Consider the following 15,004-nt stretch of genomic DNA (forward strand, 5'->3'; position numbering starts at 1 on the left):
GAATGTCACCCGGATATGCCAAGGCCGGTGGCATGAGCAGGATCAGCGGCCGTCCCGTCATCAGCACCGAGCATGTCTATGGGCTGACGCTGCGCGTCGCGCGCTGGCGCGTTGGCTCGGTGGGTACGCCGCTGCTGTTCCTGAACGGGATCGGCGCCGACATCGGGGCAGCCGCGCCGCTGCTGGCGCAAATTCACGGGCGCGAAGTCTGGACGCTCGACATGCCGGGGGTCGGCGCTTCGCCCGATGCGCTGATCCCTTATGGCGCGCCGACCATCGCGGCGGTGGTCATGGAGATTGCCGACCGTTTTGGCCACAAACTGATCGACCTGGCGGGTTTCAGCTGGGGCGGCGCGCTGGCGCAGCAGATCGCAATCCAGTTTCCGGGACGGGTTCGCCGTTTGGTGCTGATGGCGACGACGCCGGTCATGGGTGCGCCAGGGATCGGCTGGACCGCCCTGTTCGATGACGACATGCAGGCGAGCGGGCTGAAAATCCAGACCGCGACCCCGCTTGGGATTGCGTATCAGACCGCGGCGATGGCGGGATGGACCAGCGCCGCCTATCTGCCGGGGTTGAAGAACCTGCCGACGCTGGTGCTGACGGGCGAGCGCGATGGCGTCATGCCCGCCTGCTATGGCCAGATGCTCGCCAGCCTGATCGACGGCGCGGTGCTGGAGGTGGTACCCGGATCGCACCTCTTCCCCTTCACCAACGCTGCCGCAATGGCGGCGCGAATCAGCGCGTTTCTGGATCAGCCGACCGCGTCGCGACAAGCCGCCGCTTGAGGAAATCGGCGATCGCCGCCGCCGTCGCGTCGGGGGCTTCCTCCATCGGCAGGTGACCGATACCATCCAGCAGCACGACCTCCGAACCCGGCATCCGTTCGTGAAAACTTTGCGCGGCGCTGGCGTTGATGATCCGGTCCTGCTTGCCGAACAGGATCAGCGTCGGCGCCTTAATCTCGCCGATCCGCGCCCCCATCGCCGGTTCGCGGTTCATCCGTGCGCGCAGCACCGTCGCCTCGCGATTGCCGGGAAAGCGCAGCAGCTCCCAATAACGGTCGATCATCGCCTCATCGACGATCGCCTGTTTCTCGACCGACCCGCGCAGCGATTGTTCGACCAGCGCGCGCGGGGTGATCTGGGTCGCGAGCCAGCGCCCGAACGGATATTTCAGGATACGAAAACCGACATTGGATTTGGGTGCTTTCTCTCCCTTGCGGAGCGGCATCCCCGCCGCGTCGAGCAAGAGCAGCGCATCGACGCGGTCCGGCTGTGCCAGCGCATAGCGCCACGCGACCCAGCCGCCCATCGAATTGCCGCCAAGGATGAAATGATCGAGACCCAGCTTCGCCGCAACAACGTCGACTGCCGCCGCCATCCCGTCGGCGCCATAATCCTTGTCGGGGGTGCCGCCGGTCAACCCATGGCCCGGCAGGTCGAGCGTGACGACGCGATAGTCGTCGCCCAGCCGCTGAACCAGCGGTTCCCACGTATGCAGGCTGCTGTTCGACCCGTGGAGCAGGATGATCGCGGGGCCGCTACGCTGACCCTGATCGCGATAATGGATGCGCTGTCCCGCTGGCCCGGCGACAAAGGCGCCGGCAGGTCCGCTATATTTCGCGATCATCGCGTCGCGATCAGTGTCCGAGGTGCGGAGCGCGAGGAAGATGGCGATGATCGCGACGAGCAGGGCGAGCGGGATGAGCACCCGCTTGCGCCGGAGCAGCGGGCGCCGCGGCGGCGGCGGCGGGTAGAAATCATCGTCGTCGATCGTCATCACACGCCCCCTCAAGGCCGCGGCGAACCTAACGTCCCGCTGCCGCGCGTCAATGCACGCTATTCGTGAATCGGACGGCGAAAGGTTTCGGGCAGGAAGAGCAGCCCGATGACAACGGTCAGCGCCGCTACGACGACCGGATACCACAGGCCGTAATAGATGTTGCCGGTCGCCGCGACCATCGCGAACGCCGTCGTCGGCAGGAAGCCGCCGAACCACCCATTGCCGATATGATAGGGCAAAGACATTGCGGTGTAGCGGATGCGGCTGGGGAACAGCTCGACCAGCAGCGCCGCGATCGGGCCATAGACCATCGTGACGAGCAGCACGAGGTAGAAGAGGATCGCGACGACAAGCGGTTTGTTGATCGCCGCGGGGTCGGCCTTGGCCGGATAGCCCGCGGCCGCGGTCGCGGCAGCCAGTTCCTTGCGAAAGGTTTCGGCGGCGGCGGCGCGATCCTCCTCGGCCAAGCGCCACGGTTCGGGGGCGATCAGCACGCGGTCACCGATCCACACGTCGGCGGCTTCACCGGTACGGTTGGGTCGGGTCACGCTGGTATAGCTGACCCCCGCCTTTGCCAGCGCCGATTTGGCGATGTCGCAGCCGGTGCTTTCGAACTTTTCCTTGCCGACCGGATCGAACTGGAAGGCGCAGGCGCCGGGGTCGGCGTTGACCCGCACTGCGGCGCTTATCTGCGCCTTGGCCATCGCCGGATTGGCAGCGGCGGTGAGCATCTGGAACGCCGGGAAATAGGTCAGCGCCGCCAGCGCGCAGCCGGCGAGGATGATCGGCTTGCGCCCGATCTTGTCGCTGAGCCAGCCGAACAGGATGAAAAACGGCGTGCCGAGCGCGAGTGCGATGGCGATCAGGATGTTCGCGGTCGCACCATCGACCTTCAGCGTCTTTTCGAGGAAGAACAGCGCATAGAATTGCCCCGAATACCACACCACCGCCTGCCCCGCGACCGCACCGAACAGCGCGACGATTACCCATTTCAAATTGCCCCAGCGGCCAAAGGCTTCGGTCAGCGGCGCCTTTGACGTCGTGCCCTCTTCCTTCATCTGCTTGAACACCGGGCTTTCTTCGAGCTGCATGCGGATCCACAGCGACACGCCGAGCAGGATGATCGAGATCAGGAACGGGATGCGCCAGCCCCAGTCGGCGAAGGCGTCCTCGCCGATCAGCGTCCGGATCGTGATCACGACGCCGAGCGCGGCAAACAGGCCGAGCGTCGCGGTAGTCTGGATGAAGCTGGTGAACAGCCCGCGTTTTCCCTCGGGCGCATGTTCGGCCACGTAGGTCGCGGCACCGCCATATTCGCCGCCGAGCGCCAGCCCCTGAAGCAGGCGCAGCACGACGAGCAGGATCGGCGCGGCAACTCCGATCGACGCATAGTTGGGCAGGATACCAACGAGGAAGGTCGACGCGCCCATCAGGCCCATGGTGACGAGGAAGGTGTTCTTGCGCCCGACAAGGTCGCCGATGCGCCCGAACACCAGCGCCCCGAACGGCCGCACCGCGAAACCCGCCGCAAAGGCGGCGAGCGCGAAGATGAAGCCGGTGGTTTCGTTGACGCCGGAGAAAAACTGCGCCGAGATGACCGTCGCGAGCAAGCCGTAGAGGTAGAAATCATACCATTCGAACACGGTGCCGAGCGACGAGGCCAAGATGACCTTGCGTTCGCTCTGGCGGGTGTCAATGAGTGATGTTCCCCCTGCGTCCGTCATCCGCTGCCCCTTCGTTTCTCTGACGAGGCGAAGAGTAGTCGGCGACCGCTTGGCGTCAATGGTTTCGGCCCGTCATTGCGAGCGAAGCGAAGCAATCCAGAGCGGCTTGCGCCCACTCTGGATTGCTTCGTCGCTACGCTCCTCGCAATGACGAGGGTTTGACTTACCCGACGCGGGTCACCGCGCCCTTGTGCGCGCCGACGCTTTTGTTGCGCGGGCGGAAGCGGCGCTTGCGCTGGCCTTCCGCGCCTTCACCGGCCGCACCATCGCGGCGCGGGCCACGTTCACCCTGCGGTTTGCCATTGCCGCGGCCGCGATTAGCCTCCTGACGCTGGCGGTTCGGGTCGCGGCCCTGGCTGCCGGTGTCGCGCGGGCCCGCAACGGGCTTGGGCAGATTGCGCACCAACTCGTTGAAATTCTCGGGCAGCGGCATCGGTTCAGACTTACTGCGCGTCACGCGCTCGATGTCGCGCATGTACGGCCGCTCATCGGGCGCGATGAAGCTGATCGCCTTGCCCTCGGCACCCGCACGCGCGGTGCGGCCGATGCGGTGGACATATTGTTCGGGCACGTTCGGGATTTCAAAGTTGATCACATGGCTGACGCCCGACACGTCGATGCCGCGCGCGGCAATGTCGGTCGCGACGAGCAGCTTGATGTCGCCCGAGCGGAAAGCCTGCAATGCGTGGGTGCGTTGCGACTGGCTCTTGTTGCCATGGATCGCCATCGCCTTGATCCCGGCGCCCGCCAAATGGCGCACGACGCGGTCGGCGCCATGCTTGGTACGGGTGAAGATCAGTGCGCGGTCGATATCCTCGCTGGCGATCACCGCATGGAGCAGCGCCTGCTTTTCCTTTTGTTCGACGAAGGTCGCATATTGGCTGATCTTTTCGACCGTGGTCGCCGCCGGTGTCACCGATACGGTCACCGGATCTTCAAGGAACTGTTCGGCCAGATGCGCGATTTCCTTCGGCATCGTCGCCGAGAAGAAGAGATTCTGGCGGCGCGACGGCAGCAGCTTGGCGACGCGGCGCAGCGAGTGGATAAAGCCCATGTCCATCATCTGGTCGGCTTCATCGAGGACGAAAATTTCGACATCGTCGAGGCGCAGCGCGCGCTGGTCGATCAGGTCGAGCAGGCGGCCCGGCGTGGCGACCAGGATGTCGACACCGCCCGACAGGTCGCGGATTTGTTTGTTGATCGGCACGCCGCCAAACACGGTCGACACCGACAGCTTGGTAAAGCGGCCATAGTCGCGGCAGCTCTGCGCGATCTGCGCCGCGAGTTCGCGCGTCGGCGCGAGGACGAGCATCCGGCAGCCGCGCGGGGTCGGACGGTGCGGATAGGTCAGCAGGTGGTGGATCGACGGCAGCGAGAAACCGGCGGTCTTGCCGGTGCCGGTCTGCGCGATCCCGCACAGGTCCCGGCCTTTCATCAGCGGCGGGATCGCCTGCGTCTGGATCGGGGTCGGGGTGGTGTAATCCTTGGCGGCAAGCGCGCGATTGATGTCGGCGTGCAGGCCAAAGTCGTTAAAAGTCGTCATAAATACTCACTATGGGCGACGCGCAGGCGCATCCGTTCGGATCGAACGGACGGCGCACGGGCCGCGGGTTCGAAACGACCCGCGTGAAAGGGTGCCTCTGGGGACAAAGCGCTGGTCCGGCTCGTCCCGCGCCTGAAATCGGGCGGGAAAATCACGCTGCCGGGTGTTGCGGCGGGGAAGCCCGCCATGCTGCGCTGCACAAGATATGGCATGGGTTGCGCGATATTGCAAGATAATTGCGCCGCTACCTATTCGCGTCCGCCCGCCGCTTGTCGAAGGGCTGATCTTTCTTCATGGGTTGCTCAAGAAAGGAGCGGTGCATCGACACGCTCGGCAAAAACGGATGAGGGGATAGCGCGTTGGCCGAAAAGATTATCGTCATCGACGAGGGCACCACTTCGACCCGGACGATGTTGTTCGCCGCCGACGGCACCCCGCTGGGGAGCGCGCAGCGCGAGATCCAGCAGCATTATCCCGCCGCTGGCTTGGTCGAACATAACGCCGCCGAAATCTGGGAGGCCACGCTAGCCTGCACCCGCGAGATGGTTGCGCAAGCGGGGGGCGCAGACCGGATTGCCGCGATCGGGATCACCAACCAGCGCGAAACCATTGTGTTCTGGGACCGCGCCACGGGCGAACCGCTGGCGCCGGCGATCGTCTGGCAGGACCGGCGCACCGCCGCCGATTGCGCGGCGCTGAAGGATGCGGGCCATGAAGCCGCGGTGCAGGCGACGACCGGCCTGCTGCTCGATCCCTATTTTTCGGGAAGCAAGATCGGTTGGGCGCTGAAACACTGGCCGCAGCTGCGCGAAGCGCGTGAGCGGCTGGCGGTCGGAACGATCGAATCCTATCTGATTTTCCGGCTGACCGGCGGGGTGCATGTCAGCGACGCGACCAATGCGTCGCGCACCTTGCTGATGAACATCAACGGTGCGAGCGGCTGGGACGCGGGGCTTTGCGATCTGCTCGGAGTGCCGATGCGTCTGTTGCCCGAAATCACCGGCTGCACGACCACCGTCGGCAAAGCCGATCCCGCACTGTTCGGAGGCGCGATCCCTATCTGCGGCATGGCGGGCGACCAGCAGGCGGCGACGATCGGGCAGGCGTGCCTGGCGCCCGGGCAGACCAAGGCGACGTTCGGCACCGGCGCCTTCATCCTGTCGGCAAGCGGCACAACGCGCCCGCGATCGAACAACCGCCTGCTCGCGACGGTGCTGGTGCAAGAGGGCGATGAGCGCTCCTACGCGCTTGAGGGATCGGTGTTTGTCGCTGGCAGTCTGATCAAATGGCTGCGCGACGGGCTTGGCCTGCTCGCCAATGCTGCCGAGAGCGAAGGATTGGCGCGGTCGATCGAGGATAATGGCGGGGTATATCTCGTCCCCGCACTCACCGGGCTTGGCGCGCCGCATTGGCGCCCCGACGCGCTGGCGGCGCTGTCGGGGCTCAGCTTTGCCAGCACCAAGGCGCATGTCGCGCGCGCCGCGCTGGAGGCGCAGGCGTATCAGGCGCACGACCTGAAATCGGCCTTTGCGGCGGATGGCGTCGATTGGGCTGACCTGCGGATCGACGGCGGCATGGCAGCGAACGACTGGATGGCGCAGGATCTGGCCGACATGCTGAACCTGACGGTCGAGCGCCCGGATTTCGTCGAGAGCACAGCATTAGGCGCCGCGATGCTCGCCGCGACCGGCGCGGGCCTGTATCCCGATCTGGCGAGCGCCGCCAAGGCGATGCGCGGCACCGCGACGCGATTTACCCCGGCGTTGGATGCCGACAAACGCAAAACGCGCCTTGCCGGGTGGCAAAGCGCGCTTGCAAAGGTTCTGAGCTGATCGCCGAAGCGATTAACGCTTGAGGGTGAGGCCACCGAAGCGCTTGTTGAACTTGGCAACCTGGCCCGCCGCGTCGAGCATGCGGCCATTGCCACCGGTCCACGCCGGGTGCGCGGTGGGGTCGATTTCGAGCGTCATCGTGTCGCCCTCTTTGCCCCAGGTCGAGCGCGTCTGATATTCGGTACCATCGGTCATCTTGACGGTGATCATGTGGTACGCGGGGTGAATGTCTTGTTTCATGTCTTTGGCTCCTGTGCCGCTGGTTACCGACCAGCGGTCGCGAGTCTGTGCGTCCGGGAACGCGAAGGTGCGGCCTTTAGTGGGCTATCAAGCGAAAAGCAACACCCTGCCCTCGTCATGCCGGGCTTGATCCGGCATCCATTGCTGCGGCGCTGCCATGGACCCCGGATCAAGTCCAGGGTGACGAAGAAAGAGGTGTGAGGTTTTAATCGCCCGGCGGGTCGGCGATCATTGCGGTGAACTGGCACTCGGCGGCGAGGACGCCGTCGAGCATCGCCTTGCCCTCGAAACGGCAGACGCTGCGCTTGGCCTGGATGATCGTCGCATGCAGGTCGAGCAGGCAGCCGGGTTCGACCGGCTTGCGGAATTTCGCGCCGTCGATCGCCATGAAATAGACGAGCTTGCCGGTGCCGGCGAGGCCCATCGATTCGATCGCCAGGACGCCGGCGGCCTGCGCCAGCGCCTCGACGATCAACACGCCCGGCATGATCGGCCGACCTGGGAAATGCCCTTGGAAAAAGGGCTCGTTCATCGTCACCGCCTTGACCGCGTGGATCGACGTGTCGGGCACGATCGACACGACGCGGTCGACCAGCAGCATCGGATAACGGTGCGGCAGCAGCGCCAGGATGCGGCGGATGTCCGCCGGCCCCATCGCCCCTGCCGCATTTTCCCCGTCAGCCATGGCGCTTAACGGGTCGTCGGCGCGGTGCCGGTCGGCGCCGGTGCGGCGGTGGTCGCGCCCGGCTGCGCCGCGCGGGCGGCGTCCATAAGCTGCTGGTTGCGCTGCTGAACGAGCTGGCCCGGCTGGTATCCGGCCGGCACGGCAATCGACACATTCGGTAGCAGGCGGTTGAGTTCGGTCACGACCGCATCGGTCAGATCGACGTTGTTCTCGCGCGCCAGCACCGCATCGGGATTGAGCAGCAGGTCGATCTTTTTCGCCGTCATCGCGGCGCGGATCGCTTCGTTCATGCGAACGCTGATCTGGTCTTCGACATAAGCAATGGCCAGCTCGACCGGGCGGCCGATCTGGCCGAGTTCGGCCTGTGCCGCCTGACGCTTGTCCTGAACCGCCTTGCCGGCGGCCTGCAACGCGGCCTGGTTCTGCGGCGTCTTTTTCGCCTCTTCATTATATTTGGCAATCAGGACGTTGATTTCGGCCTGCAGCGTCTGGCCGCGCGACTGCTGCTGGTCGATCTGCGCCTTGTAGGTGGTCTCGATCTGCTGCGACGCGACCGAAAAGGCATTCGAGCGTGCGGCGGCGACGCGAACGTCGGCGACCGCAACGGCTTTGGCCTGGGCGATCGCGGGGACGGCCATGATCGGCGAAACCGACAGCGTGGCGAGGGCAAGCGCCGACGCGGTGAGAATTTTCTTCATCAGAATTGAGTTCCTACGTTGAATGAGAAGCGTTTGGTATCATCACCCTCTTCTTTGCGAAGGGCGTAAGCGAAGTCGATCCGGAAGGGACCGAAAGGCGAGTTCCAGTTGACCCCGGCGCCGATCGACACGCGCGGCATCCAGGTGTCGCCAAAGAAGCGTTCCTCGAACGGCGGCAGCGCACTGAACCCGTTTGCCGTGTCACACGTCGTGTATTGATTGGTCGTGCCCGTCGTCAGCGAGGCAAAGACATCTTCGCCGGTCGATGCCTTGCGGCAGCGATACTTAATCAACCCTTCGCCTGCAACGCCCGGACGCGTGTCACGGAAATCCTCCAACGTCGTCAGCGTCGGACGCTTCACGCTGAACACCGAGCCAACATCGAGGAAAATCGACGGCCGCAGCCCCAGCTCCTTGGCCCCGGTCCCGAGCGGAATGTCGAGCTCGACGCGGCCCTGATAATAAGCGCGGCCGCCGAGTGCGTCATCGATCTGGGCGTCGCTGCTGGTATCGAGCACCGGCGCGGCGGGATTGGTCAGATCGACCGACGCATAGCGCACAACGCGCGGACCGATACCGCGGATGTCAAAACCACGCATCTGCGGTTCGCCCAGGAAGAAGCGGTCGGTCAGGCGGACCTTGTCGCTGGTCGGAGTGGGCGCGCTGCCAAACGGATAGATATAACCGCCCTCGGCCGAAAAATTGAGCACGAAGCGGCTGCCGAGATTGAAGTGCTTCGAGGCATTGGCGCGGGTGCGGACATATTTCACGCTGCCGCCAAGCCCGGCGAAATCCTGGCTGAGCGACAGCGACTGGCCGCGCGTCGGACGGATGCGGTTGTCGCGGTCGTCATAGGCGAGGGTATAGCCGACCAGCGAGGTCGTGCGCTTGCCAATTGCGTCGCACAGATAGCGACCGGCAACCAGCGGGTCGCACTCGTCGCCAAAGAAATAGGTGCCGCGGTCAAGCGTCACGTCGTCATAATTCAGACTGTAACGCGCGAAAAAGGACATGAATTCGGTGAGCGGCACACCGGCGTTGAGCTGAAAACCGGTCGTCACCTGCTCGAACGTCGTTTCGCGGTTGTTGTTGATGAAGTTGAACGAGTTCAGATCGCGGCGATAAATGCTGCCGCCGACCGAAATGTTGCGGTCGAACAGATAGGGTTCGGTAAAGCCGAGTTCGATCGACTTCGAATAGCTCGAATAATTGACCGACGCCTGCAGTTGCTGACCCAAGCCGCGGAAGTTGCGTTGGCGGATCGACGCCTGGAGCAGGAAATTCTCGATCGACGAGAACCCGGCCGACAGCGACAATTCGCCGGTCGGCTTTTCTTCGACATTGGTTTCCAGGATGATACGGTCGGGGGCGCTACCCTCCTTGCGCTCGATCTCCAGATTTTCCTGGAAATAGCCGAGGCTGTTCAGGCGGTTTTCGGTGCGCTTGATGCCAAAGCTGTTGAACGCATCGCCTTCATTCAGACGGAATTCGCGGCGCACAACCTTGTCGTGCGTCAGCGTGTTGCCATTGACGTCGATGCGCTCGACATAAGTGCGCGGGCTTTCGGCGACGTTGAAGGTGATTGCCATCGTCCGGTCTTCGGCATTGCGGCGGAATTCGGGGTTGATGTCGGCAAAGGCATAACCGAACAGCCCGGCGGTCTCGCTCAGGCTTTCGACCGTATCCTCGACCAGCTTTGCGTCATACCAGTCGTCGGTCTTCATCGGCAGCAGCGTCTTGAGCATTTCGGGCTGGAAATCGCGCAGCTCGCTCTTCACATCGACGGCGCCGAATTTGTAACGTTCGCCTTCTTCGACGACATAGGTGATGATGAAGTCTTGCTTGTTGCTCGTCAGCTCGGCCACGGCCGAAATGACGCGAAAGTCGGCGTAACCGTTCGCCAGGTAAAACAGGCGCAGCTTCTGCTGGTCATAGGCCAGGCGATCGGGATCGTAGCTGGTGTTCGACGACAGGATTGTCAGCAGACCCGATTCCTTGGTCGCCATCTCGTCCTTCAGGTCGCCGTCGCTGAATTTTTCGTTGCCGATGATGCTGATCTGGCGAACCTTCGACTTCGGCCCTTCGTTGATTTCGAACACCACATCGACGCGGTTCTGGTCGAGCGACACCATCTTCGGCTCGACCGTCGCAGCGAAGCGCCCCTGGCGCTTATAGAGTTCGATAATGCGGGCGACGTCGGCGCGGACTTTCGACCGGGTAAAAATCTGGCGCGGCGCCAGCTTGATCTCGGGCCGGATCTTGTCTTCCTTCAGGCGCTTGTTGCCCTCCAGGATGACGCGGTTGATCACCGGATTTTCGGCGACCTGAATCGTCAGCGCACCATTGTTGTCGGTGATCTGGAAATCCTTGAACAGCTCAGTCGCGGCCAGGTCCTTCAAGGCCTGGTCAAGGATCGAACGGTCATAGCGCTGACCGACGCGCAGACGCAGATACGACAAGATCGTCTGCGCCTCGAGCCGCTGGTTGCCCACGACCGTAATCGACTGGACCGTCGTCGCGACGGGAACCGCCTCGGGCGCGGGGGCCGGGACGCCCGGCGCGGGGACTGGCGGCGGCGCGACTTCCTGCGCCATCACCGGCGCTCCGAGCATCGTTCCTGCCAAAAGGAGGGCCGACAGCTGTGTCCGCGCCGAGAATTTGTGTGAAGCCACGCTGTTCATCCCGAAAAAATAACTCAAAAGCGCCAAACCTGCCTGACCGCAGGTTCGCGCGCACTCCCTGCCCCAGACTCGCTAGCCAATCAAGCGCGCGATCCCGTCCCACAGGCCCAATGAGCCCAAATCGTTGAAAGTCACGACCAGCATCAGGGTGACGACCGCTGCAAAGCCGAATCGGAACGCCCATTCCTGCACCCGGGGCGGGGCTGGACGCCGCCGGACCGCTTCATAGGCGTAGAATAGCAAATGACCACCATCAAGCATGGGCAATGGCAAGAGATTGATGAACCCCAGATTGATGGAAATCAGGGCGATGAAGAATATCAGCGACGCCAGTCCCAACGTCGCCGCCTGCCCCGAAATTTCGGCAATCTTGACCGGGCCGTTCATATCCTTGATCGACCGCCGCCCGGTCAGAAACTGGCCCAGCACCTCGCCCGTCTGGCGGACGATCTGCCAGGTCTGGTGAAGCCCAACCATCGGCGCTTCGAGCAGCGTCACCGGCTGCAATTGCGGCGGCGGCGGCGCCAGGCCGATGATCGCCCGCTCATAATCCTTGCCGAAGGGGTCTTTTTCTTTGACCAGCTTCGGCGTCAGCTCAACCATCCGCTCGCTGCCGCCACTGACCACGCGGACCTGCATCGCCTCGCCGGGACGGTGGGCCACGGCCATCGAAATATCGCCAAAGACCGCAATCGGTCGCCCATCAATTTCGACAATGCGGTCGCCGGTCTGCAGCCCCGCCGCCGCCGCCGCCGATCCCGCCGAAATGCCGCCGGCGACCGGCGGGGTCACCGGTTTGCCGCCCGCCCAAGCGAAACCGGCAAGAATCAGGATGGCGAACAGGAAATTGGTCACCGGCCCCGCGGCCACGATCAACGATCGTTTCCACACCGGCTGAGCCGGGAAGGTGTGCGATTTCTGCTCGGCTGGCAAAGTCTGCCATTCGGCGTCAGGCTGGCTCACAGCATCGCGGTCGCCCGCAAACTGGACATAGCCGCCCAGCGGCAACCAGCCGATCTTCCATTCGGTGCCGCGCTTGTCGGTCCAGCCCAGGACCTTGCGCCCGAACCCGATCGAGAAGGTGTCGGCCTTTACCCCGCACCAGCGCCCGACAATATAATGGCCATATTCGTGAACGAACACGAGCGGCCCCAGCACCAGCAGGAATGCAAGTACTGTAAAGGCAAAACCGGGGGTCTCAAGCATGTTCATATAGGTCCACAAAGCGCTGGGCGGCCGCGCGCGATGCGGCATCGACGCTGAATATGTCGTGAAGCGAGGACGGCGCAGCGGGCGCGTCGGCCTCGATCACGCGGCGCACCGTATCGATGATCGCCGGAAAGGATATGCGTCCCGCCAGGAAAGCGGCGACAGCCACCTCGTTCGCCGCATTAAGCTGCGCCGGGCGAGCGCCGCCCGCGGCGATCGCGGCGCGGCACAGCGCGGTTGCGGGAAAGCGCACCTCGTCGGGTGCCTCGAAGTCGAGCCGCGCGATGGTCGCCAGGTCGAGCGGCGCGCACGGCGTCGCCATCCGCTGGGGCCAGGCGAGCGCACTGGCGATCGGGATCCGCATGTCGGGCGAGCCGAGCTGTGCCAGGGTCGAGCAGTCGATATATTCGACCAGACTGTGGATCACCGATTGCGGATGGACCAAAATTTCGATGCGATCGAGCCCGACCGGGAACAGGTGATGCGCCTCGATCAGTTCAAGCCCTTTGTTCATCATCGTTGCCGAATCGACGCTGATCTTCGCGCCCATCGACCAGTTCGGGTGGGCGACCGCCTGCGCCGGGGTGACCCGCGCCATGTCGGCGGCGCTCATCGTGCGGAACGGCCCGCCGCTGGCGGTCAGGATGATCCGCCGCACCTGATCGATCCGGCCGCCCGCGAGGCATTGGAAAATCGCATTATGCTCGCTGTCGACAGGCAGGATGGTGGCGCCCGACGCGCGCGCGGCAGCGGTCATCAGCGCCCCCGCGGATACCAGGGATTCCTTGTTGGCAAGCGCCACATCGGTGCCCGCCGCCAGCGCGGCCATCGTTGGGGCCAGCCCCGCGGTGCCGACGATCGCGGCCATCACCAAGTCGGTTGGCCGCTGTGCCGCGGTGACAAGCGCATCGGTGCCTGCGGCGATTTCGATGCCCGTGCCTGCCAACGCATCCTGCAATTCACCATAGCGCGCTTCATCGGCGATGACTGCGACGTCGGGGCGAAATTCGCGCGCCAGCTTGGCCAGTTCGGCGACGCCACTGTTCGCGGTCAGGACGCTGACTTGCCAGCCTTCGCCGTCGCGGCGGACGAGATCGAGGGTCGATTGCCCGACCGATCCCGTCGCACCGAATAGCGAGAGGCGGCGCGTGGTCATGTCACACCCCCGCCCGGATCGTAATCTGCCCCGCGAACGCGAGCGCGCCGAGCAGCAGCGCCACCGGCAGCACCCCATCGACGCGGTCGAACAATCCGCCATGGCCCGGGATCAGCTTGCCCGAATCCTTGACCCCGGCGCGGCGCTTCATCCAGCTTTGCGCGAGGTCGCCCAGCTGCGCGAGCAGCCCCATGAACAGGCCGATCCACAGCGGCACCCCGATGATGCCGGCGCGGTCGCCGATCGTCGCGCTGGCGATCAGCGCCGCGATCATGCCGCCGATCAGCCCCGACCAGGTTTTCGACGGGCTGATCGTCGGCGCCAGCCGCGCCCCGCCAAAGGCGCGCCCCGCGAAATAGGCGCCGATGTCGGTCGCCCACACCATGCCGAACACCCATAGCGCCGCGGTCACGCCCAGCTGGTCGCGAATGAACCACAGCCCTGCCATCGCGCCGAGGGTGAGCAACGGGCCGAGAATGGTGAGCGCCGCCTTGGCCCCACTGCCGATCGTCATCGCGCGCACCAGCGCAAACCATTCGACCAGCATCAACGCGCCGCCGACGAGCAGTAGCAGGCCGAACGCGAGGCCGCCGAACCACAAGGCGGTGCCCGCGATCGCGAACAGGATGATGGCTGACCCGATGCGGGTCCAGAAGTCCGATTTGCCCGCCGCCATGCCTTATAGCCCCCCGTAACGACGATTGCGGCGCGCGAAGTGATCGAGCGCGGCTTTCAGGTCCGCCGGTTTGAAATCCGGCCACAAAATATCGGTGAAATAGAGTTCGGCATAGGCCGACTGCCACAGCAGGAAGTTCGACAGCCGCACCTCGCCCGAGGTGCGGATGAGCAGGTCGAGCGGCGGCATGTCGGCGGTGTCGAGGTGCGCCGCGATCGCGTCCTCGGTAATCGCGCCTTCGGCCGCAGCGGCGGCGGCGGCGCGGACCAGCTCGTCCTGCGCGCCATAGTTCAGCGCGACCGCCAGCGTCGTGCGCTTGTTGCCCGATGTGCGCTCCAGCGCATTTTCGATCAATGCAACGACGTCGGGCGCGAGCGCGCGCCAGTTGCCGATCACCTTCAGCTTCACGTCATTGGCGGCGAATTCATCGAGGTCGGACAGGATGAAGCGCTTCATCAGCCCCATCAGGTCGCTGACCTCTTCCTCGGGCCGCTTCCAGTTTTCAGAGGAAAAGGCGTAGAGCGTCATCGCCTCGATCCCGAGGTCGCCCGCCGCGCGGACGATCGTCCGCACCGCCTCGACCCCCGCCTTGTGACCGGCAACGCGCGGCAGCAGGCGTTTCTTCGCCCAGCGTCCGTTGCCGTCCATGATGATGGCGACATGGCGCGCGCCGTGAGTGGGGGCTGTCACGAAAAGACCTCAGAACCCGTTCGTGTCGAGCGAAGTCGAGACACGGGAAGTCGGGCGCGAACGCGGCGTGTCTCGACTTCGCTCG

At 64.5% G+C, this 15,004-nt stretch carries 13 protein-coding genes; 2 read left to right on the forward strand and 11 right to left on the reverse strand.

All coding sequences use genetic code 11. The annotated features are described in order from the left end of the window. Positions 1-32: 32 nt before the first annotated feature. Positions 33-788: an alpha/beta hydrolase gene (locus J2X44_RS13565; protein WP_310085007.1), complete on the forward strand. Its 756-nt coding sequence runs from the start codon at positions 33-35 to the stop codon at positions 786-788. Here J2X44_RS13565 and J2X44_RS13570 read toward each other — a convergent pair. The 3 genes from J2X44_RS13570 to J2X44_RS13580 form a co-directional block, all read right to left on the reverse strand. Then, a complete protein-coding gene (locus J2X44_RS13570) occupies positions 739-1,782 on the reverse strand; it encodes an alpha/beta hydrolase (protein ID WP_310085010.1) in 1,044 nt (347 codons plus the stop codon). The genes J2X44_RS13565 and J2X44_RS13570 overlap by 50 nt on opposite strands. A 59-nt stretch (positions 1,783-1,841) precedes the next feature. Next, entirely contained in the window at positions 1,842-3,509 is a 1,668-nt protein-coding gene (locus J2X44_RS13575; protein ID WP_310085014.1) for an MFS transporter, read from the reverse strand. Between the two features lie 163 nt (positions 3,510-3,672). Then, entirely contained in the window at positions 3,673-5,052 is a 1,380-nt protein-coding gene (locus J2X44_RS13580; RefSeq protein ID WP_310085016.1) for a DEAD/DEAH box helicase, read from the reverse strand. Positions 5,053-5,411: 359 nt separating this feature from the next. Between J2X44_RS13580 and J2X44_RS13585 the strand changes: the two genes are divergently transcribed. Further along, a complete protein-coding gene (locus J2X44_RS13585; protein ID WP_310085017.1) occupies positions 5,412-6,884 on the forward strand; it encodes a glycerol kinase in 1,473 nt (490 codons plus the stop codon). Between the two features lie 12 nt (positions 6,885-6,896). On the opposite strand, the gene rpmE is transcribed toward J2X44_RS13585, so the two are convergent. The 8 genes from rpmE to uppS all read right to left on the reverse strand — a co-directional run bounded on the left by rpmE (position 6,897) and on the right by uppS (position 14,919). After that, positions 6,897-7,124 carry a 50S ribosomal protein L31 gene (gene rpmE / locus J2X44_RS13590; protein WP_088439403.1) on the reverse strand — a complete coding sequence of 76 codons (228 nt, stop codon included), beginning with the start codon at positions 7,122-7,124 and terminating at the stop codon, positions 6,897-6,899. Between the two features lie 205 nt (positions 7,125-7,329). Next, a complete protein-coding gene (gene fabZ, locus J2X44_RS13595) occupies positions 7,330-7,809 on the reverse strand; it encodes a 3-hydroxyacyl-ACP dehydratase FabZ (RefSeq protein ID WP_310085022.1) in 480 nt (159 codons plus the stop codon). Positions 7,810-7,814: 5 nt separating this feature from the next. Continuing rightward, complete coding sequence (locus J2X44_RS13600; RefSeq protein ID WP_310085025.1) at positions 7,815-8,507, reverse strand: OmpH family outer membrane protein; 693 nt, start codon at positions 8,505-8,507, stop codon at positions 7,815-7,817. Next, positions 8,507-11,188, reverse strand: a complete 2,682-nt coding sequence (gene bamA / locus J2X44_RS13605; RefSeq protein ID WP_310085028.1) for an outer membrane protein assembly factor BamA — start codon at positions 11,186-11,188, stop codon at positions 8,507-8,509. The genes J2X44_RS13600 and bamA overlap by 1 nt, the downstream gene beginning before the upstream one ends. Positions 11,189-11,260: 72 nt before the next feature. Continuing rightward, complete coding sequence (rseP, locus tag J2X44_RS13610) at positions 11,261-12,394, reverse strand: RIP metalloprotease RseP (protein ID WP_310087052.1); 1,134 nt, start codon at positions 12,392-12,394, stop codon at positions 11,261-11,263. Beyond that, complete coding sequence (locus J2X44_RS13615) at positions 12,387-13,553, reverse strand: 1-deoxy-D-xylulose-5-phosphate reductoisomerase (protein ID WP_310085031.1); 1,167 nt, start codon at positions 13,551-13,553, stop codon at positions 12,387-12,389. Before J2X44_RS13615 ends, rseP begins: the two co-directional genes overlap by 8 nt. A 1-nt stretch (position 13,554) precedes the next feature. Then, positions 13,555-14,229 carry a phosphatidate cytidylyltransferase gene (locus tag J2X44_RS13620; RefSeq protein WP_310085034.1) on the reverse strand — a complete coding sequence of 225 codons (675 nt, stop codon included), beginning with the start codon at positions 14,227-14,229 and terminating at the stop codon, positions 13,555-13,557. A 3-nt stretch (positions 14,230-14,232) separates the two neighbouring features. Continuing rightward, a complete protein-coding gene (gene uppS, locus J2X44_RS13625) occupies positions 14,233-14,919 on the reverse strand; it encodes a polyprenyl diphosphate synthase (RefSeq protein ID WP_310085037.1) in 687 nt (228 codons plus the stop codon). Positions 14,920-15,004 lie beyond the last annotated feature (85 nt).

Source organism: Sphingopyxis sp. BE259 (genome assembly GCF_031457495.1).
In the GTDB taxonomy this organism is placed as follows: domain Bacteria; phylum Pseudomonadota; class Alphaproteobacteria; order Sphingomonadales; family Sphingomonadaceae; genus Sphingopyxis.

What these genes read in the sequence shown, in the direction of transcription:
- J2X44_RS13565 (WP_310085007.1), top strand. Translation starts at nt 33, where the DNA reads ATGAGCAGGATCAGCGGCCGTCCCGTCATCAGCACCGAGCATGTCTAT.
- J2X44_RS13570 (WP_310085010.1), bottom strand. Translation starts at nt 1,782, where the DNA reads ATGACGATCGACGACGATGATTTCTACCCGCCGCCGCCGCCGCGGCGC.
- J2X44_RS13575 (WP_310085014.1), bottom strand. Translation starts at nt 3,509, where the DNA reads ATGACGGACGCAGGGGGAACATCACTCATTGACACCCGCCAGAGCGAA.
- J2X44_RS13580 (WP_310085016.1), bottom strand. Translation starts at nt 5,052, where the DNA reads ATGACGACTTTTAACGACTTTGGCCTGCACGCCGACATCAATCGCGCG.
- rpmE (WP_088439403.1), bottom strand. Translation starts at nt 7,124, where the DNA reads ATGAAACAAGACATTCACCCCGCGTACCACATGATCACCGTCAAGATG.
- fabZ (WP_310085022.1), bottom strand. Translation starts at nt 7,809, where the DNA reads ATGGCTGACGGGGAAAATGCGGCAGGGGCGATGGGGCCGGCGGACATC.
- J2X44_RS13600 (WP_310085025.1), bottom strand. Translation starts at nt 8,507, where the DNA reads ATGAAGAAAATTCTCACCGCGTCGGCGCTTGCCCTCGCCACGCTGTCG.
- bamA (WP_310085028.1), bottom strand. Translation starts at nt 11,188, where the DNA reads ATGAACAGCGTGGCTTCACACAAATTCTCGGCGCGGACACAGCTGTCG.
- rseP (WP_310087052.1), bottom strand. Translation starts at nt 12,394, where the DNA reads ATGCTTGAGACCCCCGGTTTTGCCTTTACAGTACTTGCATTCCTGCTG.
- J2X44_RS13615 (WP_310085031.1), bottom strand. Translation starts at nt 13,553, where the DNA reads ATGACCACGCGCCGCCTCTCGCTATTCGGTGCGACGGGATCGGTCGGG.
- J2X44_RS13620 (WP_310085034.1), bottom strand. Translation starts at nt 14,229, where the DNA reads ATGGCGGCGGGCAAATCGGACTTCTGGACCCGCATCGGGTCAGCCATC.